Raw genomic sequence first — 23,585 nt, 5'->3', positions numbered from 1 at the left:
GGGATTGACAAAGCCCGTCAAGTCAACGAAGATCGACCGCATGAACTGCCTCGACATCCGTATTGCGCTGATTATTAGCACCATTCATCGAATGGTGGGTTAGCGCGCGTCTGATAGCAGTGACATCAACCCGCCCCACGAGGCGGGTTTTTTTATGTCCGCTTTTCTGCCTGCCTCCTGGTGATCTCTCTGGTGATTTGTCCTTGCCGCATAGGAGCTTGCCTTGCCGTTACACGAACTCAAACAGTTTACGGATGCCGCTGACAGCGTGGCGCTGCGCCACGACTATCTAAAGAAAACCCTGACCGCGCGCGTCTACGACGTGGCCCGCGAGACCGAACTCGAACGTGCGCCGAATCTGTCGGCACGGTTGCGCAATCCTGTCTATCTGAAGCGTGAAGACAATCAGCCGGTGTTCTCGTTCAAGGTGCGCGGCGCGTACAACAAGATGGCGCATATTCCGGCCGAAGCGCTGGAACGTGGGGTGATTACCGCGTCGGCGGGTAATCATGCGCAGGGTGTGGCGCTGTCCGCGGCACGGATGGGCGTGAAGGCGATCATCGTGGTGCCGGTGACGACCCCGCAGGTGAAGGTCGACGCGGTGCGCGCGCATGGCGGGGCGACGGTCGAAGTCGTGCAGTTCGGCGAGTCATACAGCGATGCGTACGGGCACGCGGTAAAGCTGCAGGAAGAACGCGGCCTGACCTTCGTGCACCCGTTCGACGATCCGTACGTGATCGCCGGCCAGGGCACGGTCGCGATGGAAATTCTCAGCCAGCACCAGGGGCCGATCCACGCGATCTTCGTGCCGATCGGTGGTGGTGGACTGGCGGCAGGCGTTGCCGCATATGTGAAATCCGTGCGCCCGGAGATCAAGGTGATCGGCGTGCAGACCGACGATTCATGCGCGATGGCAGCTTCCTTAAAAGCCGGCGAACGGGTCACGTTAAATGAAGTGGGCCTGTTCTCGGACGGCACCGCGGTGAAGCTGGTCGGCGAAGAAACCTTCCGCCTGTGCAGCGAATATCTCGACGACGTCCTGCTCGTGAACACCGATGCCTTGTGCGCGGCGATCAAGGACGTGTTTCAGGACACCCGCAGCGTGCTGGAGCCGGCCGGCGCGCTTGCCGTGGCGGGGGCCAAGCAGTATGCCGAACGCGAAGGTCTCGAGGACCAGACGCTGATCGCGATCACGTCCGGCGCGAACATGAATTTCGACCGCATGCGTTTCGTGGCCGAGCGCGCCGAAGTCGGCGAAGCACGCGAAGCCGTGTTCGCCGTGACGATCCCCGAAGAGCGCGGCAGCTTCCGCCGCTTCTGCGAACTGGTGGGCACGCGCAGCGTCACCGAGTTCAACTACCGGATTGCGGACGCGAATTCAGCGCATATCTTCGTCGGCGTGCAGATCCGTAACCGCAGCGAATCGGCGCAGATTGCCGGCGCATTCGAAGCGCACGGTTTCGCCACTGTCGACCTCACGTTCGATGAACTCTCGAAGCAGCATATCCGCTACATGGTCGGTGGCCGCTCGCCTTTGGCGCATGACGAACGTCTGTTCCGTTTCGAGTTTCCCGAACGGCCGGGCGCGCTGATGAAGTTCTTGTCGTCGATGGCGCCGAACTGGAATATCAGCCTGTTCCACTACCGCAACCAGGGCGCGGATTACAGTTCGATTCTGGTCGGCATTCAGGTGCCGGAGAGCGAGAACCGCGAATTCGAGCGCTTCCTCACGACGCTCGGTTATCCGTACTGGGAAGAGACGCAGAACCCTGTTTATCGCTTGTTCCTCGCATAGTCACACACGTGCTATTTGCCTCGCGAAAACAGGCGTCACGTCCGTTATCTCGAAACTGGATACTGCATATCCACCATATCGCGTTGCGCGATACAGCGCATGATTGTCAAACTGAGTGCAAATCAAACGCCGCATTCAGGAGACAACTCATGCGCACCCAAGTTGGCATCATCGGTGCCGGGCCCGCGGGCCTGCTTCTTTCCCATCTGCTTCACCTGCGCGGCATCGACTCCGTCGTACTCGAATCGCGCACTCGCGAACAGATCGAATCCACCATCCGCGCCGGCGTGCTCGAACAAGGCACGATGGACTTGCTCACCGAAGCCGGTGTCGGCGCGCGCATGAAGGCCGAAGGCGCGCTGCACCACGGCTTCGAACTGGCTTTCGAAGGCAAGCGGCGCCGTATCGACCTGACCGGACTCACCGGTCATTCGATTACGGTTTACGCACAGCACGAAGTCATCAAGGATCTGGTGGCCGCGCGCGTGGCCGCCGGCGGGGCGCTGCGTTTCGGGGTGTCGGACACGTCGCTGCACGGCATCGATACCGATAAGCCGTCGATCAGCTATCGCCACGAAGGCGAGGCGTGCGAGTTGCAATGCGACTTCGTGATCGGCTGTGACGGCTCGCAAGGTGTCTCGCGCGCGTCGATTCCGCAGGCTTTGCGCAAAGACTTCGAGCGCGTCTATCCGTTCGGCTGGTTCGGCATTTTGTGTGAGGGGCCGCCGTCGTCGGAAGAATTGATCTACGCGCGGCACGACCGCGGTTTCGCACTGGTCAGCACGCGCTCGCAGAACGTGCAGCGCATGTATTTCCAATGCGATCCTAAAGATTCGGTCGACAACTGGTCCGACGACCGAATCTGGGCCGAACTGCACGCACGCGTCGATTCACACGACGGCCAGAAAATCGTCGACGGCAAAATCTTTCAGAAGAACATTGTCGGCATGCGCAGTTTCGTGTCGGCCACGATGCAGCACGGCCGTCTCTTTCTCGCCGGCGACGCCGCGCATATCGTGCCGCCCACCGGTGCCAAGGGCATGAATCTCGCCGTTGCCGATGTGCGCGTGTTGACCCGCGCGCTGAACGCGTTCTACGTAGAAAATCGCACCGATCTGCTCGACAGCTACAGCGAAACCGCGCTCAAGCGCATCTGGCGTGCCGAGCATTTCTCGTACTGGATGACGAGCATGATGCACCGCATCGAAGGCGCGTCGCCATTCGAGCAGCAGCTGCAGGTGGCCGAACTCGAATACGTGACCACCTCACGCGCGGCGGCTACCGCGATGGCGGAGAACTACGTGGGCGTCGCGGTAGCACAGTAAGAAGGAGGCGAGGGTGCGGTGCCCGCGGGGTGCCTGATTAAGCGACAAATCCCGTTGCGCCTCGGTTGACGCGCGAGCATTTGCCATTGTCGTGCCGAAAGCAACAGTGAATTCAGGAATGGAGGATTTATCCGCGCCTGTTCCACACCTAAACTGTCTTCATCGACTGCACGACGCGTCGCATCTGCAGCGCGTACCAGCCAATCTCTGGAGGTGGTGTCATGAAATCGCTCATCAAGACTGTTGTTATTGCCGTTGTTCTCGGTGCGCCGATCGCTTCGTTCGCGCAGTCAAATCAGCCGGCGCCGCAAAACGCGCAGGGTACGCAAGCGCAAGTCTTCGAACAGCAGGGCGCCGCTCAGGCTGATACCAGTGGTTATGGCTCGGGTGGGCATGGAACGTGGCAAGCCGGTCAGGGCAGCGAGACGGCAGTCAGTTCCTATTCGCCGCCGATCCATAACGCACGTTAAGGGCAAAACGAAGTACGCAAACTCATTCCGCGCTGTTCGGCTTATTCGCTATCTCGTGAGTCGAATAAAAAAATGCCGGTCACCGACATATTCCGGTGACCGGCATTTTTTGTTTCCGCAGCATGGCTGCGCCCTTTTCAACTGCGGTGACGCTGCTGATGATCCTGACGTTCAGAGGTGGCACGCGAGCATGATCACGTGCCCACCAAGGCGCTATGACATGCGCAACAGTGTCATCTCGTTGCGAAGCAAGGCGTGAAGGTCCTCGTCCGTGGGCCGCGTGCCCCAATGACGTGCGCCAGCCACCGACGCAATCGCGATCCACGAATGAGGTGGAAACCATTCGCGGAGCACGCTGCCGTCCCGGCGCAAACACAATTGACCAGTTTGTTCGCTGTATTCGGCGGAGATGAGCGTCCCGTCGACTTGTGCCGTTACACGCCGTGGATCGCTGCGTAGCAAATCGTCGCTCCTGCAAATGGTGTGGCGCGAATGCCTGCGCGGGCCGGCGTCGGTACTGACGCCGCCGTCGCCCATGCATTAGTGGTCGCCGTGCCCATGATCATCGCCGTGCCCGTGATCACCGTGATCACCGTGATCATCGCCATGGCCGTGCCGGTCGCCGTGATCGCCGCCGTGATCATGCCAGTCGCCTCGCGGGGCCTCGCGATAGCCGCGCGCGTCATGCCATTCGCGGTTGTCGTGATGGCGCTCTTCCCACTCGCGTCGTTCCCAGTAGCGGTGCCCGTCGTAATAGCGGTCGCCGTACCAGCCCGGACTCACCACCATCACCGGCTGGGGCGCGTAGACAGGCGGAGGCGGCGCATACACCGGCGCGGGCGCGTAGACGACGCCCGGAATGCCGATGTTCACTCCCACATCGACATGCGCCAGCGCGACGGACGATGCACTGATCCCCAAACCTGCGACGATCGCCACAGCCAGCCGACGGCTTCGTGAATTATTCATGTTTTATTCTCGGGTTTTACGATTGAGAGTAGACAACGCTGCGCGGACAGCGCTTAGTCATGGTCGTGTTCATGATCGTGATAGTGGCCATGATCGTGATAACCGCCGCCCTCGGGCACGAGGATGCAACCGCCCAATGCACTTCCGAGGGTGACAGCCAGTAGGACGAGCGCGAAAATTCGTTTCATGATGTTGCCTTCCTTTTAACGTGTGATCGAACTCTACTGAGCGGCTGGATTACCGGTGTGTTCGTGTGTAACAGGACGTGTCGATTCCCTGGCGCATCCGCTGTGTGTGTGACACCAGGTGAGGGGATGTCGCGGCGCTGCGATGACCTGTTCCGCCGGCGTGAAATTAGCGGGCAACCTGTTGAGCACACACTGAAAAACGTCGGACCGTTGCGCGTCCCGTGTCTTCGGGCGGGTTGAATCGCATGGGTATGAACAACTGAAATGTGCAGGACACGTCGGCTCGTTATGACTATGCCTGACGGATACATTCAGTTGCAGACTCGCAGTGCGAGCGGGTGTGATAGACCGGTAATCGCGCGTTCACTGCGCTGCCGAAGCGCTGCCATGTGACATGCGGTAAACCGACCGCCCGCGTGACATCAGCTTTTCTTAAGGATTGGTCCGTAGCATGTTTGGCGTATGCACGCAGTATGCCCGTAATTCCTGTACGTCGGCGTAAAGATGTCGCCTTCAATCGACGGCTGAACGCCTACTAACGAACTCTCATGATGATGCGATCCGACGAAGTCACTCTTTCACGTTACGCGGCCGGCTATGACGGCGTAGCCAAGTTTCTTCACTGGCTGGTGGTCTTATTGATCGTCGCGCAGTTCGTGATCGGTTGGACCATGCCGGACATTCATAAGGGCACGCGGCCCGACGGTCTGATCGCATGGCATCTCGGTGTCGGTGCAACGCTGATCGCTGCGATTGTAGTGAGAATCGTCTGGCGTCTCACGCATCCACCGGCGCCCGCATCGCTTTCACCGCTGCTCAGCGTCGTTTCGCGCGTCACGCATGGTGCTCTCTATCTCGCGCTGCTGGCTGTGCCGGTGTTGGGGTGGGCCAATGCGTCTTCGCGCGGGTGGTCCGTCAAGCTGCTCGGCCTGCTGCCTTATCCGGCCATTTCGTCGGTCGGCTCGTCACTCGGTCACGAAATGGGCGACATCCACGGCTATCTGGCCTGGGTGTTGTTCGCGCTGATCGTATTGCATGTCGCGGCGGCGCTCTTTCATCGTTTCGTGCTCAAGGATCAGGTCTTGCAGCGGATGCTGCCTTGAGCGGTAGTGCGCATGCCAGTTTGTTGTCCGCTTGTCCTCTGCTTTCAACCGGCGACAGAGCGCCGGGTGGTGGCGCTGTTGCCGATCGCGCCGAGAATCGCGAAGACCCGGCCGACTGACCACGCCGATTCGCACTTGTCGTTGCCCATGCCGCCTCGATCGTCCGCGCTGTCCGCGTCTTGCGCGTGCGCGGCCTCGTCCCTGCGCTGTTTGCCCCTTGCGAGCTAGCGCGAAAGCCATCCTCCGTCCACCGCAAGCGTATGGCCGTGCACGTAGTCTGACGCGGACGACGCAAGGAACACAACGGACCCCGCGAGATCCTCCGGCGTGCCCCAGCGACCTGCCGGGATGCGGCCGAGAATCTCGTCGTTGCGCCGCGAGTCGTCGCGCAGCGCCGCCGTATTCGCGGTTGCCATGTAGCCGGGCGCGATCGCGTTCACATTGATGCCATGCCCGGCCCATTCGTTCGCGAGAAGCCGCGTGAGACCCAGCACGCCGCTTTTCGACGCCGTGTAGGACGCCACGCGTATACCGCCCTGGAACGACAGCATAGACGCGATATTAATGATCTTGCCGCCGCTTTGCTGCTTCACGAATTGCCGGGCGACGGCCTGAGAAAGAAAGAAGACGCTTTTCAGGTTGACGTTCATCGTCGCGTCCCAGTCGTCTTCGCTGAAGTCGAGCGCGTCCTCGCGGCGGATGATGCCCGCGTTGTTCACGAGCACGTCGACGCGGCCGAATGCTTCGACAGCCGTGCCCACGATGTCGCCGACCGGCGCAATCGACGCCAGATCGGCTCGCACGTCGACGAAACGGCGACCGGCCGCTTCGACGCGCGTGGGTGTGTCGCCTGCGTCGGCGCGGCTCACGCCGACGATGTTGCAACCGGCGGTAGCGAGCGCGACCGCCATGCCTGCGCCGAGGCCCGTATTGCTGCCGGTGACGATGGCGACTTTGCCGGTCAGATCAAAGGTATTCACTGTGCGTAAGCGCATTTTTTGGTGCCTGTGATGTGTTGCGCGGCGCGCATGCTGTACGTCAACGCAGATCGCCAATCGCGATGCGATTCCTGCCGCTGAACACCTGGTTTTCGCCGACCATCCCCCAGATGAACGTGTACGCGCGCGTCGCCGGCCCCACGTCGCCGACGATGATGCGATCGATGTAATTGTAGGTGAACCGAAGCGCGTCGCGCTCGAACACCTGTTCGACGAGAAACTGCTTGCCCAGCCCTGCGGTATTCAGCGTCTTCGCGTGTTCGCTGTTGATGCGCGAGTTCTTCGGCCGCTGCGTGCATCCGCCGATTCCGTTCTTCGGTTTTGCGCTCGGCAACGGTATCGACTTGAACGTGATCGTCACGAGCGTTTGCCGGGCATCGCGCTGGGTCTTGGGGTGATTGTCGTGACGGGTATTCCGCTGATCCTCGCGGATCGCTGGATCGCGGGCGGTAATGGGGCTGCGGGGCTGGCGGCGGCGTCGACGGCGGGGGCGACGACGTCATCACCGCTCGGTGAGCGGGACGCGCATGTTCAATGGGGGCGTGCGTGGTTGAGCCGCTATTCGGCTGGCGCTCCGGACATCATCGAAGAGGGCCGCTCGGTTGCAAAAGGTTCGCCTGCTTGCGCCATCTTGCATCTGCTTAAAACGTATTGTCGATCATCGGGTTCAGTTGCGATGCTTCCCCGTAATGTAGCCACATCCAACTGGTGGCTCACCCGACGCTAAAAATTGTCCGGCAACGTCGTGTGGAATGAGATCACGGGTGAGAAGATCAGTATTTCCGACAACATCATCACAGTATCGGGCGACCCGAACGGAGACTGCGGCGGCGCAACCGTCAACGCGGGTGCGACGAACACCATCGCGATCAAGGCCGACGGCTCGCAGGACCTGATCGTGAAGTACGACGGCGACGACACGACGTACCGGCGCACGTACAACGCTGCAAATGTGATGACCGCGTTTGTGATCACCAGTCCGGACGGCTTCCATGTCGACACGCTCTACGATCCGGTGACCGGACGGGAGACAGAAATGACGTTCGCGAATGCGGACGGTTCGGGCAGCACCTACACGTTCAATTCGGACGGGCGACAGATCGAGACATTCAATTTCAACGCGGACGGTTCGGGGCGCAGGCTTTTCATGGATCCGCTGACACACGGGTGTACCGGTATCAACGAGGTCCACGCCGACGGTTCAGAGACCATCGTCTATCGCAGCCCCGGTTCGCTAACACTGTCCCTGTTCAATAGCAGCCACGCCATGAGTGACACCATGTCGTCCGCGACGCAGCCGATGATCGCGAACAGTTATGACCCGTCGTCGAATGAGAGCATCAACGCCAACGCCTACACCTCAGCCGACCATCAGGCTGCACAACTGATCGAGGCGATGGCGACTGTACGCCCCAATGCAGCCGGGAATGCGCTCAAGCGAGCATGACATCTCTCGGATTCTTAATTTCAAGCTTGTATATTCAGATTAATCTGATGAGTCAGCCGATCGAATTAAGAATTTTTAGTGGGAAGGTGTTTTACAAAAAATGACAGCATCGCTTCTATTTTTGTATTATTATTTTTAATTGAATATTAGCTTGACTGGGCGGAAAATTATCGCAACGTAGAGAAGTTCCGACAAAAAAGTTTACTATCTCAAGAATGACTAAGGGTTCAAAATAATAATTCCGGCATCAGCACGAATCACAGAGAAAATTCATGTCCTGCATCGGTTTTATAAAGGCGTTTTCAATGTAATTAAGGGGTGAGGCGGATAGGGATGCAAAAATGTTCCAAACCAAGCAACTGTGCGCCAACATGGCACGCGTTGGGGCCGTTGCAACGCCATTCGTTATGATCCTACTGGCGCTGCCTTACCAGGGGGCAACTCCACCACAGGTCCCACTAATAAAAGGGAAGGGACACTCGCTTACCTCCATGAACAATACGGGACGAAAAAATTTTCGGAGGCTTCAAAACCAATGAAGGTCGCACACACCGGTTGCAAAATTTTGAACAACTTATTCCATTGCGACAATTGATGGTAAATGAAACCACCCCAACGATTAATGTCGAAGGCTTCATCCCTGGGAATGGCAAGGGTAGATTTTGGGTAACGCAGGCCAGCACGCTTGATGGAAAAATACTCCTGGATAAGGATGCGGTTGCAAAAGAACTGGCTGTTAGTAGAAATCCGTTTGGATGGAATCTTTTCTACATGTAAATTTTTTTGATGGACTGTTCTGGATTTTTTTTCTTCAATTGACGCATTTAAACTCATCAGAAAATCACGGGAATTAAATAAATGAGCGCAATTACGATTCGGCAGGGGGTGGCTAGCCTCATCAATTGTCTCATTAACGGCACGGTAAGTTCAGGAGACGCGGCCAAGTCCGCCGGACAAGCTATAACAGAAAATGACACTAATGCGGCTCTACTCAATGGCACTAGCGGTGGCGCAAGTCTCACAGGCACAATAGCCAGTTCCGTCCAAATGCAGCAGCAGTTTGCTTCTACTTACAAAAAGGATGCGACATCGGCTCGTTTCGCCAAAGATCAAAATTAAGTCATCAACATATGCCGGCATATGCCGCGCCACCTCTTTATTCACCAATCATCTACCTAGCTCCACTGGCCCGTCGAAATACAACATATGTCAAATATAAGTTTGCTCAAAGCATTCTCGATATTGAGAAGTGGATCGGACTACCAGATAGGGGAAGGCCACCATTGGAAGCGCGGCGTCCTGAACTTGGCTATAGGTCTAGTAGTCATATTTCCGCTTCTTAATTTTTGGCGAAGTCAATTTTATGCAGGAGCAGTGCCTCCCGAAGCCCTCCTTATTCGAGGTGTCGGAAATTTTACGATCGGAAATTATAATTCACGTGGAATTACTAGAAAATACAACATAAACTTTAAAACCAATGATGGGAAAATTTTTTACGTTATAGATAATGCCATAAGTGCCGAAAAAATCAGAAAATTTAACTCAGAATTTAATCTCCAGGTGGAAGGCTTCCTGCTTCAGGATGGTCGCGGGCTTTTTTGGCCTACATTGATTATCACGTCAGACGGACATGTATTGCTTAGCCGGATGGAGTCGAGTCGAATCCTAAACAACCAGCGCCGGCCATTTGGTGAACTATTGTTGCTGGAATATGGATCAACCATTCCCTTATGGCTTATTTCTCTTTCAAATGCAATCAAGCTCAGAAAAAAATTTCCAGAGATAATTAAATGAAACCACAAAGCTTTATTGAAGCCATCGGCGATGTCGTCGCTTTTATTACCGGCTCGTCCGTCAGCGTGGCCGATGCGGCCAATTCTGCCCAGCAGGCGGTCGCCGAGCAAGCTACGTCAAAAAAAGTCATCGCTACGGCTGGAGCTGCGAATGATCTGCTCGGCGTGGTCGCGGGAGGAATGCGGCATACCTTGCAGCGGTTTTCGCCAACGTCGGAGGAGGCCGCCGAACTGTTAGGTATAGCCGTGGCAGCAACGTCCGCGTTCGGCTCACGCACGGGACATTTCCAATATGACCTTGTTTAAAGCTTTCTTGATCTTGCTGCGGGGGCCGGCCGAAATGATTGGGCCGGAATATAAATGGAAGCAGTCTATTTTGAGTGGAGCTATAATTTTTACCATAATATCGCCATTTCTTGCCTTCGTGCATTCCATGCCTTATCAGGGTGTTATACCTCCAGACGCATCTGTTTTAAAGGAGCGTGGTGTATTTGTTTTTGGCAGTGATCAACACGGGCTCAAAAAGTATCCATTTATCGATTTTAAAGCTGAAAATGGACGAGCTTATCGGCTTCAGGATTACATAGGTTATGACTCGATTTTTGAATTTAACAAAGCCAATCCTGGCAATCAGGAGGTCTACGCGGAAGGCTTCTTCCTGCGAGATGGCGTGGGTCGGTTCTGGCCAACTCAGGTAACGACCATCGATGGTAAGGTTTTGCTGGGCAAAGATAGCCAGCGTGTGGCGCTGATGAGTGCCAGAGATCCGCTCGGGACGATTTTTTATATGTACCTTATCGCCGGATTTTTTTGGATTTTATCTGCCTTTAACGTCATTAAAATCAAGAAAAAAGCACTTCAAGATTAAATATGTCAACGATTACCACTGGGCAAGGCATTGCATCGCTCGTTAATTTCCTAATTGGCGGTACAGTTAGTTCAGCCGATGCCGCCAACGCGGCGGAACAAGCTCGCGCTGAAACTGACCCAACGCTCCAACTGCTTGGCCGATTTACTGCGGCTGCAGACCTTGCTGGCATAAGCGCCAGCACCGGTCAGATGTTGCAGCAGTTTGCGTCGGATTCAGCCGAGGCGGGAAAATTGCTGGGCTCTGCCGCGAAGAAGGCGGGTTGGATAGGACTCGCGGCGGCTACCCTCACGGCGATTGAAGTAGCGCGCCAAAGAGGTCCAGCAAATGTGCCAGTTACCAACTTGGCGCCAATTGTGGCAGCGGGCCTCGGCATCGGTGCTGCTGCTGCCGTTGCGCCTGAAGTCGCAATCGCATTGGGCTTTCTTGCGGCCGGCATGACGGTGATCGGCTGGGCAACTCAAGATTCCAAGTATTCGATTTCAAACGTGCTGCAAGAACTGCAAGGCGTCGTTCAGTCATATTACGGCCAGCTCTCCGCTTCAGATCAGGCTGTATTCACAAGCACTCTGTCGAACACCATGCAGTTAACGCTATCCGGCGGCATGATGGTGCCGCAGGTAGACAATTCAGGCTGGATCGCCGGATACAAGGTGGAGATTCCGTCGCGCGTGGCTCAGCAAGGCGACGGCAGCACGCTTTACACCTTCGCATCTGGCGTGACCTATCTTGTTGGGACCGTATCTGATGACGGACCGTTGAAGGATCCGTCAGTAAGCGCGGGGAAAAGCGTCTGGACCATTCCCGAGACTGACACGAACAAGGCCGTTCCGGAAACCGACGCGAGCAAATCCCTCACGCTCAACATCTACCAGGACGGCTGCTACACCACGCACTTCACAGACTCAGAGGGCAATCTGGTTACAGAGGTGTACATCACCGGTTCGTCGGGAGCCTACACGGTTGCGCCCATGAGCAATCCGTCAGGCGGCGGCGAGTATCAATTCGTCTACGTGGTGGGAACCGACAATCAGGTTACCGTGCTGGGCGACAACAACATGGTCTCGCTGGCTCCCGGAAACCGCGCCAGCATCGAGGGTGCGGGCAATACGATCCACGCAGCCGAAGGCACGACGGTCAACCTTGGTTCCGCATCCGGCAACGTCGTCTGCAATGAGATCTCGGGTGAGAAGATCAGTATTTCCGATGGCATCGTCACGGTATCGGGCGACCCGAACGGAGACTGCGGCGGCGCGACCGTCAACGCGGGCGCGACGAACACCATCACGATCAAGGCCGACGGCTCGCAGGACCTGATCGTGAAGTACGACGGCGACGACACGACGTACCGGCGCACGTACAACGCTGCAAATGTGATGATCGCGTTTGTGATCACCAGTCCGGACGGCTTCCATGTCGACACGCTCTACGATCCGGTGACCGGACGGGAGACAGAAATGACGTTCGCGAATGCGGACGGTTCGGGCAGCACCTACACGTTCAATTCGGACGGGCGACAGATCGAGACATTCAATTTCAACGCGGACGGTTCGGGGCGCAGGCTTTTCATGGATCCGCTGACACACGGGTGTACCGGTATCAACGAGGTCCACGCCGACGGTTCAGAGACCATCGTCTATCGCAGCCCCGGTTCGCTAACACTGTCCCTGTTCAATAGCAGCCACGCCATGAGTGACACCATGTCGTCCGCGACGCAGCCGATGATCGCGAACAGTTATGACCCGTCGTCGAATGAGAGCATCAACGCCAACGCCTACACCTCAGCCGACCATCAGGCGGCACAACTGATCGAGGCGATGGCCGCTTACGCCCCGGAGCCGTCGGCATCAATGAGTCTCGCCACCATGCCGCCTGAAAACGGGCAGCTTTTACTGGCCGCTTCCACGCACTAACTACTTGACGAACCGATCGTGCGCAACCGCTTCCCGCAGCCATACGGGGGGCCGCGCATAGGTGCGCACATCAATCAACACGCTCTCCAGTTAAAACGATGGGATTTGAAGAACAACCGGCACAGCTGGAAGACGCCGGCCTGGCCGCACTCGTCGTCATCGCACGCTTTCACGGCATCGCCACCGATGCTTCGCAGCTAAGGCATGCGGCGGCCCTCGAAGGATGCGCGTTTTCCGAAGCGCAACTCGTCCTTTCTGCGCGAGAAATTGGACTGAAGGCCAGCGCCGTGGCACTTGTGCCGGAACGACTGGGCAAAACACCATTCCCTGCGCTCGCACTGGACCGGACGGGCCGGCATTTCATTCTTGCCGGTTCGGACGGAACGACCGCGCTTGTCCTGGAACCCGGCATGCAAGCGCCGCGCGCACAACCGCTCAATGAAGTGATCGACCGCTCCAATGGTCGCATGCTGCTGTTCACCTCCCGTGCATCGCTCGCAAGCAACCTGGCCCGTTTCGACTTCTCGTGGTTTATTCCCGCCGTCGTCAAATATCGGCGACTTCTTCTTGAAGTGCTGCTCGTCTCGATGGTCTTGCAGGTGTTCGGGCTAGTCTCGCCGCTGATGTTCCAGGTGGTGATGGACAAAGTACTCGTCAACCGGGCTTACAGCACGCTTAACGTGGTTTGCGTGGCGTTGCTCGTCAGCTCTGTATTCGAAGTGCTGCTTACGGGCGTACGAAATTACGTCTTCTCACACACTACCAATCGGATCGATGTCGAACTTGGCGCGCGGCTCTTCCGTCATCTGCTGGCATTGCCTCTTGCGTATTTCGAAGCGAGGCGAGTAGGTGACACCGTCGCACGCGTGCGGGAACTTGAAAGCATCCGCAGCTTTCTCACGGGCCAGGCGTTGACGGCATTCATCGACTTGATCTTTTCGGTGATCTTCCTCGGCGTGATGTGCATCTACAGCGTCTGGCTGACGCTGATTGTCGCGATCTCGCTCCCCGTCTATGCCGCTATTTCCATGACACTGAATCCTCTGCTACGGGAGCGGCTCAATCAAAAATTCGCGCGTGGAGCCGACAACCAGTCGTTTCTGGTCGAAGCCGTGTCCGGGGTGCCGACGGTCAAGGCAATGGCGATCGAGCCGCAGTTCACCCGCCGCTGGGATAATCAGCTCGCCGCCTATGTCACGGCGAGTTTCCGGGTCAACGCGTTAGGGAACGTCGGGCAACAGCTCATTCAACTGGTGGGCAAACTGGTCACGCTGGCGACACTGTTCTTCGGTGCCAAGCTCGTGATTGACAGCAAGCTGACCGTTGGCCAACTGATCGCGTTCAACATGATGTCGCAACGCGTCAGTGCACCCGTACTGAGGCTGGCCCAGCTTTGGCAGGATTTTCAGCAGGTCGGAATCTCGATGCAGCGTTTGGGCGATATTCTTAATACGCGCACGGAACTGCCGCCAAGCCGCCAGGCGCTGCCTGCGGTGAAAGGAAAAGTCAGCTTCGAGGACGTGCGCTTCCGCTACCGCGTGGACAGTCCGCCGGCGCTCAATGGGGTCAGCCTGACGATTCTGCCGGGAGAAATCGTCGGCATCGTCGGCCGGTCGGGATCGGGGAAAAGTACGCTAACCAAACTCATGCAGCGCCTCTACACGCCCGGAAGTGGACGCGTGCGTATCGACGGAATCGATCTCGCGCTGGCCGATCCGGCGTGGCTGCGGCGACAGATTGGTGTGGTGCTGCAGGAGAACCTGCTTTTCAATCGCTCGATTCGCGAGAACATCGCCGTGACAGATCAGGGCGCGTCGCTTGACGTGGTGATCCATGCTGCCAGGCTCGCTGGCGCGCACGACTTCATCTCGGAGCTACCCGAGGGGTACGACACGGTTGTAGGAGAACACGGTTCCACGTTATCCGGCGGACAGCGTCAGCGCGTTGCCATCGCACGCGCGCTCGTGACCAACCCACGCATCCTGATTTTTGACGAAGCCACCAGCGCGCTCGACTTCGAGACCGAACGGGTGATCCAGAACAACATGCGTGCGATGTGTCAGGGCCGCACGGTCATCATCATTGCGCATCGATTGAGCGCGGTGCGTCATGCCCACCAGATCATCGCGATGGACAAAGGCCAGATTGTCGAGCGCGGCAGCCACGACGAGTTGCTGGAGAAGAACGGCTATTACGCGCACCTTGTCTCTTTGCAAAACACCTGATGCCCCCACATTTCCTGACGTTGCGCGCCATTGCTGATCTATGCAGGCGCTACGGCGCGACTTTCCGTTCAGTTTGGGCGATCCGAGATCAACTCGATACGCCGGAGCGCACGGCACAGGAACTGCAGTTCCTGCCCGCGAATCTCGAACTGGTCGAGACCCCGTCGCACCCTGCGCCACGGTGGACGATGCGGGTCATCGTTGCACTTAGTGCCCTGATTTTGCTGATTGTTATATTCGGTAAGCTTGATATCGTCGCAACCGCCAAAGGCAAACTGATCCCGGCCGCACGCGTGAAAACCGTTCAACCGGCTATCACAGGGGTCGTGCGACAGATTCTGATTCGTGACGGTGAGCGTGTCACGCAAGGACAGGCGCTATTGGTTCTCGACGCGACCCAAGCCGCTGCCGATGCACACAAGGCGCGCTCCGCACGGATCGACTCCGCGCTATCGGCTGCACGTGCGCGTGCGCTTTTAGGCACGCTCAAAACGGGGCAAGTCCCGGCACTCGCGACGGTGGAGGGCGCTTCGCAAACGCAGCAGGAAGAAGCGCAACGCTTCGCTGAAGGACTGTATCGGGAATACGCCGATAGGCTCACCGTATCCCGGGCGGCGCTTCTGAAGCGCGAAGCCGAGTTGGCAACCATCCAGCAGCAAGTGGCAAAGTTGCGCGCAACCGTGCCGCTTGCACGTAGTGAAGCCAACGACTACAAGACACTTGCACGTGATAAGTACGTGGCGCAACACGACTATCTTGGCAAGGAGCAGACCGCCCTCGAACAGGAGCACGAACTCGCTGCCCAGCAAAGCCGTGCACGCGAACTCACTGCGGGCATAGCCGAACAACGTGCGACGATTGAACAGACAACCTCCCAGTTCTCGCGCGAACAACTTGACGCACTAAATAAGTCGACCGGGCAAATCGCGCAGAACAGCGACGACGAGACCAAGGCGACGACGCGTCAAGGGTTGCTGACGCTCTACGCGCCCGTCGCCGGTACGGTCCAGCAGTTGTCGGTACACACGCTTGGCGGAGTCGTGACCACGGCGCAGGCGCTGATGGAAGTGGTACCGGACGACGCGGTGGAGGTCGAAGCCAACGTCGAGAACAAGGATGTGGGTTTCGTCAATGTCGGGCAGGACGCGATCGTCAAGATCGACGCTTTCCCGTACACCCGCTACGGCTATCTGACAGGCAAAGTGATTTCCGTCTCGAACAATGCTGCGCCATTGAAAGACAGAAAGCAGCAGTTGACCTTTACGACGAGGGTAAGCCTGCCCACCAACCAGATACGAGTCAACAACAAGTCGATCAATCTGACGCCCGGCATGGAAGTGACAGCCGAAATCAGAACCGGCCGACGTAGTGTCGCAAGTTATTTTCTCGATCCGCTAGTGGAGACTGTCGGGGAGAGCTTGCGTGAGCGTTGATCTCCGGGTTGGCAAACCCTTTCGAATGCGACTGCGGCCGCGTTGGCTTCCGGGTTCCGTGTCCGGTGCGATCCGTCTGCTGGGGGTGCTATCGCTGTCGACTGGAGCACCGGGAGCAGCGATGGCTCTGGATGTGTTCAGGACTGGCAATGACGTTTCCGAAACACCGGCTGCAGGGTTTGTCTCGGCTAATGCCGGCAATGCCGGTTCGCCCTGTGTGTTCGACGCGCCGGGACAGCCACTGCGTCTCGACGAGGCCGTGAATCGGGCGTTATGCAACAACCCCAGGACACGCGAAGCGTGGGGGGACGTCAAGCTACAGGCCGCGGGCGTTGGCGCGGCAAAGGCGGCGTATTTGCCGAATGTTTCGGCTACGTGGCAGGAAGTGCGCGACGATTCAGTCACCGATGTGAGCGGCTATCCACGCCTCAGTTCAGCGAACCGGTCAACGGTCCACTCCGGTTCGGTTTCGCTCAATTGGGTGTTATATGACTTTGGCGGCAGACGGGCTGCGTTGCGCAATGCGCAGGAACTGCTTGCTGCGGCCCGTGCGAATCAGGACGCCACGCTGCAAGCCACATTCTCTTCTGTGGCGACAGATTACTATTCGGCGCAGGCTGCAACCGGGCAGTTGGCCGCCGCGCAGGAAACGGAGCGTATTGCACACGACAGCTATGCCGCCGCGTCCGCTCGTGTAAATCACGGTGTCGCGGCAATTTCCGATCAGTTGCAGGCGCAGACCTCGTACGCACAGGCTACCTTCAACAGGGCAAAGGCGGCGGGGAACCTGCAAACAGCGCTCGGTACGCTGGCCGCCGATATGGGTCTCAGCCCGACTCAATCCATCACTCTGCCTGCGGTTGAAGATGGTGTGGTGCCCGATAGCGACTTCACCGAAGCGGTCGCTGAGATGATCGCAGACGCGGAACGCATGCATCCGAGCGTCGCGGCTGCCAAGGCGACACTCGAAGCAGCGGTTGCCAGGGAGCAGCAGACGCTGTCCCAAGGTTTGCCTAACGTAAGCTTCGTTGCGAAGTACAGCCAGAACAACCAGCCTGCCAGTCTGGGGCTCGGCGAGCCGCAATTTCCTGCGACTGGACATGACTGGTACGTCGGTGTCCAGGTACAGATTCCATTGTTCGAAGGTTTCGGCCGGACCTATCAGGTCCGGCAAGCGCACGCTCAGGTGGAAGTCCAGCAATATAGGCTCGATGAAGCCCGGCAGCAGGTTGGGCTCGATGTCTGGAAGAGCTATCAGGCACTGCAAACGGGTATCGAAAACGTGGGGAACGGTATTGTGCTGCTGCAGATCGCCCAGCGTTCTTTCGACGCCGCGAAGCACCGATATGTCGCCGGTGTTGGTAACGTTCTTGAGTTACTCAACGCCCAATCCTCATTGTCGGACGCTCACCGCCGCCGTATCCAGGCGCTGACGGACTGGCGAGCAGCGAGACTCGACCTCGCGGCGAAGATGGGACGTCTGGCACTACATGATCTGCGTTGAAAGCCGCTAGAGACAGCCGCTGTTCATAGCGCTTCAGTCTAGTACGGGAAAAGCTTTCGGCGCTCCTGCGAAACTGGTGTGGCGCGTGACGAAGGTGTCAGCGTGTGGCATTTCACCATCGCCCAAGCTTCCCCTCCAACATCACCTTCACCTCCGCCCACTCCTCATCGATGATGCTAAAGCGCACCGATTTGCTTAACCACGTGTGGCCGATTTCCAGCTTCCGGTTCGTCCGGTCGATCTTCCAGACCCGCGTGCTGCCGACAATCGCACCCGTATCCCGTCTGACGATCACGAAAGGCATCACAGTACCGGCCTCGCGTCCGTCGAGCGCGGTAGCAATATAGCTGCCGATGGTTTCAGGGCCCGGCACGACAGTCAGCTTCAGGGTCCACAACTGACCGTCCGCGGCGGCGTCGAGCAGACCCTGTGCGTGTTCCTGCTGAAGCGGCCGGAGCTCCACAGAGCGTCCCGTCAGCGTTGGTTGCATAGGTTCAACGGTGTTGTCGTTCATAACAAGAAAAAGGTCCGCGAACGAGCGCTCGCGGACCTGGCACAGTGAGCCGGTAAAAGTCTAAAAACCCGCCTTAAACCGCCATCACCGAAACCGCCTTCGTGACCAGATAGCCGTCCATCGCTTCCGGACCCCCTTCCGAACCGTAGCCCGAATCCTTAACGCCGCCAAACGGCATTTCCGGCGAAGGCGTGGCAGGCTGGTTGATCCACAGCATGCCGACTTCCATCTGTTGCGACAGCAGATGCACGTTGCGGAACGACTTCGTGAACGCATAACCCGCGAGACCATACGGCAGACGATTCGCTTCAGCGATCGCTTCTTCGAGCTTGTCGAAACCGCGGATCGCCGCGATCGGGCCGAACGGCTCGTTGTTGAACACGTCCGATTCGAGCGACACGTTGGTCAGCACAGTGGGCGCGAAGAAGTTGCCTTCCGAGCCCACGCGTTCGCCGCCCGTCTCGACCTTGGCGCCGGTCTTGCGCGCGTCGTCGAGCACTTTGCTCATCGCGGTGAGACGGCGCGCGTTGGCGAGCGGCCCCAGGGTGGTGCCTTCCGCGAGACCATCGCCAAGCTTCAGGCTCTCGGCGTGCTTGACCAGCGCGGCAGCGAATTCCTCGCGAATGCTGTTGTGCACCAGAAAGCGCGTCGGCGAGATGCAGACCTGGCCGGCATTGCGGAACTTCGCGCCACCGGCCGCTTTAACCGCCAGCGCCACGTCGGCATCCTCGGCCACGATGACCGGCGCATGACCGCCCAATTCCATCGTCGCGCGCTTCATGTGCGCGCCGGCGAGTGCCGCCAGCTGCTTGCCGACCGGCGTCGAGCCGGTGAACGTGACCTTGCGGATCACCGGATGTGGAATCAGGTAGCTGGAAATCTCCGCCGGATCGCCGAACACGAGGCCGACCGTGCCCGCCGGCACGCCGGCTTCCACGAACGCCTGCAGCAGCGCCGCCGGCGACGCCGGGGTTTCCTCCGGCGCCTTGACGAGGAACGAGCAGCCGCTCGCGAGCGCCGCGCTCAGCTTGCGCACGACCTGGTTGACCGGGAAATTCCACGGCGTGAATGCCGCCACCGGGCCGATCGGCTCCTTCAGAACCAGTTGCTGCGCCGCCAGGTTGCGCGACGGCACGATGCGGCCATAGACGCGGCGGCCTTCATCGGCAAACCATTCGATGATGTCGGCCGCGGCCAGCACTTCGACCCGTGCTTCGGCGAACGGCTTGCCCTGTTCCTGGGTCATCAGGCGGCCGATGTCGGAGGCGCGCTCGCGTACCAGCGCGGCGGCTTTGCGCATGGTGCTCGCGCGTTCGTTGGCCGGGATCTTGCGCCAGGCTTCGAAGCCGCTTTGCGCGGCGGCCAGTGCCCGGTCCAGGTCGGCGATGCCGGCATGGGCCACCTTGCCGATGGCCCGGCCGGTGGCCGGATTGATGACGTCGAGGGTTTTGCCGCCGGCGGCATCGCACCACTCGCCGTTAATCAGAAGTCGGGTATCGGTATAGCTCGAGGTGGCCATGCTGGGTTCCTGTAAGTGGGACAACGATAGGTCGCGCGGTCGTGAGTGAAAAAGCTGTGAGTCAACGGGCTGGACCAGCGCGGCCAAGGATGGACTGCCGATAACAATCATCTTATCTGATTGCGCGCGATCGCATCGCTGGGTGCCCACGGCGGATGCGCGGCATGCGCCTGGCGGCGCCCGTTGCGGCAGCGCGGAAATGACTGCCTGAGCGGCGTCGCGCAAACAGGCGTAAAGTCAAGCCGCAGTAGCAGAAACCGGCGGGAGCCAGCGGCGTTAGACGGTGCTTGAAGTAAGCAGGAGCAACGCTCGAAAGCAGCAGGCGAAAGACGGCGAACGCAACCCGATCAACCCAGCTGCAAACGAGGAATCGACATGCCAACCGGTACAGTGAAGTGGTTCAATGACGCGAAGGGCTTTGGCTTTATCACACCGGATGACGGTGGCGAGGATCTGTTTGCCCATTTTTCAGAAATTCGCAGCGAAGGATTCAAATCGCTGCAGGAAAACCAGAAGGTCAGCTTCGAAATCAAGCAGGGACCCAAGGGCAAGCAGGCGGCCGACATCAAGCCGGTGTGAAAGCAGTGGCCGGTCCGCGCACGCAGGTGGGCGGCCGGCAAATTTTCGTTGCGGCAAGGGCGATTCATTCACGTTCATTATGTGAATCGCCAGCCTCTTTAAATGCAGAAGCGCGAGCTGGGCAAAGCCGGAAGTAAGCCGCTGGAACAACGCGGCAGGACGTATTTTTCTTAAGGTTTCCTTCAGCTTTGCTCCGTAGTATTTGCGCGATTCCCTGTGCCCTCGTGTATCCTGCGGGCAATAGTTCCGATCGTTTTCCGACAGAAAGCTGAAAGCGCCGATCAAAGGCTTGCTGGAGCATCCATGAAAACCCTGTTCTTGCAGGCGCCGTCGTACGACGGCTTCGACGGTGGCGCGGGTTCGCGCTACCAGGCCAAGCGTGAAGTTCGCTCGTTCTGGTATCCGACGTGGCTCGCGCAGCCCGCCGCGCTCGTCCCCGATAGCCGTGTACTCGACGCCCCGGCGGACGGCCTGTCCGTCGAAGCAACACTCGACATTGCGCAGCAATACGATCTGGTGGTCATCCACACCAGCACGCCGTCCTTTCCCACCGACGCCCTGTTCGCCGAAGACCTGAAGAAGCGCAAGCCTTCGCTGCTGATCGGCATGGTCGGCGCGAAGGTCGCGGTCGATCCGCACAATTCGCTGACGGCAAGCGAGGCGATCGATTTCGTCTGCCGCGAAGAATTCGACTTCACCTGCCAGGACGTTGCCGAAGGCAAACCGTTCGCCGGGATCAAAGGTCTGAGCTATCGCGCCCCCGACGGCTCGATCGAACACAACGAAGCGCGCCCGATCCTCGAAAACATGGACGAGCTGCCGTTCGTCGCGCCGGTCTACAAGCGCGATCTGAAGATCGACAACTATTTCATCGGGTATCTGAAGCACCCGTACGTGTCGATCTACACGGGCCGCGGCTGCCGTTCGAAATGCACCTTCTGCCTGTGGCCGCAAACGGTGGGCGGCCATCGCTACCGCACGCGTTCGGTCGAAAACGTGCTCGAAGAAGTGAAGTGGATTCGCGACAACATGCCTGAAGTCAAGGAGATCATGTTCGACGACGACACCTTCACCGACTTCAAGCCGCGCGTCGAGGAAATCGCCCGTGGTCTCGGCAAGCTCGGCGTGACGTGGTCGTGCAATGCCAAGGCGAACGTGCCCTACGCGACGCTGAAGATCATGAAGGAAAACGGCCTGCGCCTCCTGCTGGTGGGCTACGAGTCCGGTGACGACCAGATTCTGCTGAACATCAAGAAGGGGCTGCGCACCGACATCGCCCGGCGCTTTAGCGAGGATTGCCGCAAGCTCGGCATCAAGATTCACGGCACGTTCATTCTGGGGCTGCCCGGCGAGACGCAGGACACGATCCAGAAGACCATCACGTACGCGAAGGAAATCAATCCGCATACGATTCAGGTCTCGCTCGCGGCGCCATATCCCGGCACGACGCTCTACAACCAGGCGGTCGAAAATGGCTGGCTGGAAGAGAACAAGGTGATCAATCTCGTCAGCAAATCAGGCGTGCAGCTCGCGGCGATCGGCTATCCGCATCTGTCGCGTGACGAGATCTACCACCAGCTCGAGAACTTCTACAAACGCTTCTATTTCCGTCCGTCAAAGATCTGGGAAATTCTGCGCGAGATGCTCACGAGCTGGGACATGATGAAACGGCGCTTGCGTGAAGGCGTCGAATTCTTCCGCTTCCTGCGCGCCCACGAAGCGTGAGCGCCGTGCATCTGCTTGCCGTCGCGCTGGGGTACGCGTGTGCGGCGAGTGCGGTTTTCGGCGTCGCCTACACGGTGTTGGCCAGTGCGCTGATCGGCCGGTTCTTCGCGAGAGCGGTGTCCGAGCCGACCAGTTTTCCACCGGTCACGATCGTCAAACCGTTGCACGGCAATGAGTGGGCGCTGCTCACCAATCTGTCGAGCTTCTGTCGGCAGGACTATCCGGGTCCCGTGCAATTCCTGTTCGGCGTGCACGATTCGGCCGATCCGGCCTTGCAAGCCGTCGACGATCTGCGGCGCCTGCACCCCGAAGCGGACATCACGGTGGTTGCCGACGCGCGCCTGTATGGTCCGAACCGCAAGATCAGCAACATCCTCAATATGCTGCCGCAGGCACGGCACGACGTGCTGGTGTTCGCCGACAGCGACGTGAGCGTTGGGCCGGATTATCTGCGCAATGTGATCGGCGAATTGCAGAAGCCCGGCGTCGGACTCGTCACCTGCGTGTATCGCGGCGCGCCCGATCCCGGTTTCTGGCCGCGCATGTCGGCCAAGGCCACCAACTATCAATTCTTGCCCGGTGTGGTCACGGGTCTTGCGCTCGGTCTCGCGCGCCCGTGTTTCGGGCAGACCATCGCGATGCGGCGCGATACGCTTGAAAAAATCGGCGGGTTCACGCCCTTCGTGAAGCACCTGGCCGAGGACCATGCAATCGGCGAAGCCGTGCGCATGATCGGCGAGAAGGTGGTGATTCCGCCGTTCACGATCGCGCATGCCTGCGTCGAATCGAGCGCGACGCAATTGATCGCGCACGAACTGCGCTGGAGCCGCACGATTCGCAGCATCGACCCGCTCGGCCATCTCGGCTCGGCGCTGATTCATCCGCTCGCGTTTGCGCTGCTCGCCATGGTCTTCTCGGGTGGCGCGTTCTGGTCGTGGCCGCTCGCGCTGGTCGCCATCTGCGCTCGGCTCGTGCTGAAACGGCTGTCCGATCGCGCGTTGCGTCAGGCACACGGCGACCTGTGGCTATTGCCGATATGGGATATCGTGTCGTTTGCGATTTTCGTGGCAAGCTTCTGCTCCTCGCGCGTGATCTGGCGGGGTTTCAGCTTCAAGGTGGATGGCGACGGCCTGTTGTCGGCGGCACAGGACGGAATGACGGATGAACAGCAGGTTGGGTAAGCCATGATGGGTGGGTCTTTCGAACAGGACGGTGTC

General features: G+C 58.7%; 22 protein-coding genes and 3 pseudogenes. 18 read left to right on the top strand and 7 right to left on the bottom strand.

The annotated features are described in order from the left end of the window. The first annotated feature begins 223 nt into the window (after positions 1 to 223). From ilvA to ACAX43_RS07860, 3 genes are all read left to right on the top strand, one after another. A complete protein-coding gene (gene ilvA / locus ACAX43_RS07870) occupies positions 224 to 1,795 on the top strand; it encodes a threonine ammonia-lyase, biosynthetic (protein WP_370707848.1) in 1,572 nt (523 codons plus the stop codon). Between the two features lie 149 nt (positions 1,796 to 1,944). Then, a complete protein-coding gene (locus ACAX43_RS07865; protein ID WP_370707847.1) occupies positions 1,945 to 3,120 on the top strand; it encodes a 4-hydroxybenzoate 3-monooxygenase in 1,176 nt (391 codons plus the stop codon). Between the two features lie 221 nt (positions 3,121 to 3,341). Beyond that, complete coding sequence (locus ACAX43_RS07860; RefSeq protein ID WP_370707846.1) at positions 3,342 to 3,590, top strand: hypothetical protein; 249 nt, start codon at positions 3,342 to 3,344, stop codon at positions 3,588 to 3,590. Between the two features lie 213 nt (positions 3,591 to 3,803). On the opposite strand, the gene ACAX43_RS07855 is transcribed toward ACAX43_RS07860, so the two are convergent. From ACAX43_RS07855 to ACAX43_RS07845, 3 genes are all read right to left on the bottom strand, one after another. Then, on the bottom strand, positions 3,804 to 4,052 hold the full coding sequence (locus ACAX43_RS07855) for a hypothetical protein (protein WP_370708304.1): 249 nt from the start codon (positions 4,050 to 4,052) through the stop codon (positions 3,804 to 3,806). 78 nt (positions 4,053 to 4,130) lie between these two features. Continuing rightward, positions 4,131 to 4,559, bottom strand: a complete 429-nt coding sequence (locus tag ACAX43_RS07850; RefSeq protein ID WP_370707845.1) for a hypothetical protein — start codon at positions 4,557 to 4,559, stop codon at positions 4,131 to 4,133. A gap of 53 nt (positions 4,560 to 4,612) precedes the next feature. Further along, a complete protein-coding gene (locus ACAX43_RS07845) occupies positions 4,613 to 4,747 on the bottom strand; it encodes a hypothetical protein (RefSeq protein ID WP_370707844.1) in 135 nt (44 codons plus the stop codon). A 548-nt stretch (positions 4,748 to 5,295) separates the two neighbouring features. Here ACAX43_RS07845 and ACAX43_RS07840 point away from each other — a divergent pair. Next, positions 5,296 to 5,850, top strand: coding sequence for a cytochrome b (locus ACAX43_RS07840; RefSeq protein ID WP_370707843.1), 555 nt, complete (start codon positions 5,296 to 5,298; stop codon positions 5,848 to 5,850). A gap of 224 nt (positions 5,851 to 6,074) precedes the next feature. Here ACAX43_RS07840 and kduD read toward each other — a convergent pair whose 3' ends face one another. Both kduD and ACAX43_RS07830 read right to left on the bottom strand, forming a co-directional pair. Beyond that, a complete protein-coding gene (gene kduD, locus ACAX43_RS07835; RefSeq protein WP_370707842.1) occupies positions 6,075 to 6,845 on the bottom strand; it encodes a 2-dehydro-3-deoxy-D-gluconate 5-dehydrogenase KduD in 771 nt (256 codons plus the stop codon). 124 nt (positions 6,846 to 6,969) lie between these two features. Further along, positions 6,970 to 7,119, bottom strand: a pseudogene (locus ACAX43_RS07830) (5-dehydro-4-deoxy-D-glucuronate isomerase); the annotation flags it as partial. Between ACAX43_RS07830 and ACAX43_RS07825 the strand changes: the two are divergent. The 11 genes and pseudogenes from ACAX43_RS07825 to ACAX43_RS07775 form a co-directional block, all read left to right on the top strand. Next, positions 7,118 to 7,356, top strand: a pseudogene (locus ACAX43_RS07825) (2-keto-3-deoxygluconate permease); the annotation flags it as partial. The pseudogenes ACAX43_RS07830 and ACAX43_RS07825 overlap by 2 nt on opposite strands. A gap of 222 nt (positions 7,357 to 7,578) precedes the next feature. Next, a complete protein-coding gene (locus ACAX43_RS07820) occupies positions 7,579 to 8,295 on the top strand; it encodes a hypothetical protein (protein ID WP_370707841.1) in 717 nt (238 codons plus the stop codon). A gap of 594 nt (positions 8,296 to 8,889) precedes the next feature. Beyond that, positions 8,890 to 9,072, top strand: a complete 183-nt coding sequence (locus ACAX43_RS07815; protein ID WP_370707840.1) for a hypothetical protein — start codon at positions 8,890 to 8,892, stop codon at positions 9,070 to 9,072. 81 nt (positions 9,073 to 9,153) lie between these two features. Next, positions 9,154 to 9,414 (top strand): hypothetical protein, encoded by a 261-nt coding sequence (locus tag ACAX43_RS07810; RefSeq protein WP_370707839.1) that lies wholly within the window; start codon positions 9,154 to 9,156, stop codon positions 9,412 to 9,414. Between the two features lie 255 nt (positions 9,415 to 9,669). Continuing rightward, positions 9,670 to 10,089: a hypothetical protein gene (locus ACAX43_RS07805; protein WP_370707838.1), complete on the top strand. Its 420-nt coding sequence runs from the start codon at positions 9,670 to 9,672 to the stop codon at positions 10,087 to 10,089. Next, positions 10,086 to 10,394: a hypothetical protein gene (locus tag ACAX43_RS07800; protein ID WP_370707837.1), complete on the top strand. Its 309-nt coding sequence runs from the start codon at positions 10,086 to 10,088 to the stop codon at positions 10,392 to 10,394. The genes ACAX43_RS07805 and ACAX43_RS07800 overlap by 4 nt, the downstream gene beginning before the upstream one ends. Beyond that, positions 10,381 to 10,956 (top strand): hypothetical protein, encoded by a 576-nt coding sequence (locus ACAX43_RS07795; RefSeq protein WP_370707836.1) that lies wholly within the window; start codon positions 10,381 to 10,383, stop codon positions 10,954 to 10,956. The genes ACAX43_RS07800 and ACAX43_RS07795 overlap by 14 nt, the downstream gene beginning before the upstream one ends. A 2-nt stretch (positions 10,957 to 10,958) precedes the next feature. Next, positions 10,959 to 12,869 (top strand): hypothetical protein, encoded by a 1,911-nt coding sequence (locus tag ACAX43_RS07790; protein WP_370707835.1) that lies wholly within the window; start codon positions 10,959 to 10,961, stop codon positions 12,867 to 12,869. A gap of 98 nt (positions 12,870 to 12,967) precedes the next feature. After that, positions 12,968 to 15,094 (top strand): type I secretion system permease/ATPase, encoded by a 2,127-nt coding sequence (locus ACAX43_RS07785; RefSeq protein WP_370707834.1) that lies wholly within the window; start codon positions 12,968 to 12,970, stop codon positions 15,092 to 15,094. Continuing rightward, on the top strand, positions 15,094 to 16,527 hold the full coding sequence (locus ACAX43_RS07780; protein WP_370707833.1) for an HlyD family type I secretion periplasmic adaptor subunit: 1,434 nt from the start codon (positions 15,094 to 15,096) through the stop codon (positions 16,525 to 16,527). Before ACAX43_RS07785 ends, ACAX43_RS07780 begins: the two co-directional genes overlap by 1 nt. A 121-nt stretch (positions 16,528 to 16,648) precedes the next feature. Continuing rightward, positions 16,649 to 18,031, top strand: coding sequence for a TolC family protein (locus ACAX43_RS07775; protein WP_370707832.1), 1,383 nt, complete (start codon positions 16,649 to 16,651; stop codon positions 18,029 to 18,031). 181 nt (positions 18,032 to 18,212) lie between these two features. Here the strand turns inward: ACAX43_RS07775 and ACAX43_RS07770 are convergent. Together ACAX43_RS07770 and ACAX43_RS07765 are read right to left on the bottom strand one after the other, a co-directional pair. Beyond that, positions 18,213 to 18,545, bottom strand: a pseudogene (locus ACAX43_RS07770) (GNAT family N-acetyltransferase); the annotation flags it as partial. Between the two features lie 73 nt (positions 18,546 to 18,618). Then, positions 18,619 to 20,064 (bottom strand): NAD-dependent succinate-semialdehyde dehydrogenase, encoded by a 1,446-nt coding sequence (locus ACAX43_RS07765; protein WP_370707831.1) that lies wholly within the window; start codon positions 20,062 to 20,064, stop codon positions 18,619 to 18,621. Positions 20,065 to 20,439: 375 nt separating this feature from the next. Between ACAX43_RS07765 and ACAX43_RS07760 the strand changes: the two genes are divergently transcribed. From ACAX43_RS07760 to hpnI, 3 genes are all read left to right on the top strand, one after another. After that, a complete protein-coding gene (locus ACAX43_RS07760; RefSeq protein WP_007181784.1) occupies positions 20,440 to 20,643 on the top strand; it encodes a cold-shock protein in 204 nt (67 codons plus the stop codon). Positions 20,644 to 20,946: 303 nt separating this feature from the next. Next, positions 20,947 to 22,368 (top strand): hopanoid biosynthesis associated radical SAM protein HpnJ, encoded by a 1,422-nt coding sequence (hpnJ, locus tag ACAX43_RS07755; RefSeq protein WP_370707830.1) that lies wholly within the window; start codon positions 20,947 to 20,949, stop codon positions 22,366 to 22,368. Beyond that, on the top strand, positions 22,365 to 23,549 hold the full coding sequence (gene hpnI, locus ACAX43_RS07750) for a bacteriohopanetetrol glucosamine biosynthesis glycosyltransferase HpnI (protein ID WP_370707829.1): 1,185 nt from the start codon (positions 22,365 to 22,367) through the stop codon (positions 23,547 to 23,549). The genes hpnJ and hpnI overlap by 4 nt, the downstream gene beginning before the upstream one ends. The last annotated feature ends 36 nt before the right edge of the window (positions 23,550 to 23,585 follow it).

This window comes from Paraburkholderia sp. IW21 (genome assembly GCF_041321145.1).
In the GTDB taxonomy this organism is placed as follows: Bacteria; Pseudomonadota; Gammaproteobacteria; order Burkholderiales; family Burkholderiaceae; genus Paraburkholderia.
This window is presented reverse-complemented; position numbering and strand designations above follow the sequence as displayed.